Annotated in this window: 1 pseudogene; it reads right to left on the bottom strand. The window is 68.1% G+C overall.

The window, feature by feature from the left end:
- Positions 1-309: pseudogene (locus FUT87_RS24155) on the bottom strand (sn-glycerol-3-phosphate ABC transporter substrate-binding protein); the annotation flags it as partial.
- Between the last annotated feature and the right edge of the window lie 284 nt (positions 310-593).

Below are 593 nucleotides of genomic sequence, written 5' to 3'. Positions count from 1 at the left end.
GTTGTCGAACTTGGCGCCGGCCTGCTGCATCACCTGGCCGACCGGCACGATCGCGCCCTTGCTGGCCATCATCGTGGCGGTGCCGACCTCGAAGACCTGCAGGATGTGCGGTGCGTTGCCGGCGCGGAAGGCGGCGATGGCGCCGGCCATCGATTCGTCGTAGCTGCCCTTGTAGGTCGGGACGATCTTGTAGTCCTTCTGGCTGGCGTTGAAGTCCTTGGCCAGGTCGTTGACCCAGTCGCCGAGGGCGCCGCCCATCGAGTGCCACCACTGGATCTCGGTCTGGGCCGAGGCGGTGAAGGGGGTCATCAGCGCGACGGCCGCGACGGATGCGGCCAGCAGGGAAGTCTTGACGGGCTTCATGGGTCTCCGATGCTCGGGGAGGGTGGTTCTGCGGTCCTGGGCGGACATCGTCGGGTGGACGAGCCACCGGGGGCCGGCGAGCTTATCGGCGCATTGTGACACTGGCGAACCATCCATCGCAGGGTGCGAAGCCAGGCTTCCCTAGAGTCCCTCGCCGGGGATGGCCCTCTGGCGCTGCGGTAGGATTCCGCCCATTGCCCGAACCGGGCCGGCCGCCGATCGCGGCCATC

The organism is Mitsuaria sp. TWR114 (assembly GCF_007997345.1).
The sequence above is the reverse complement of the archived record's forward strand: the minus strand, read 5'-3'. Positions and strand labels throughout refer to the sequence as shown.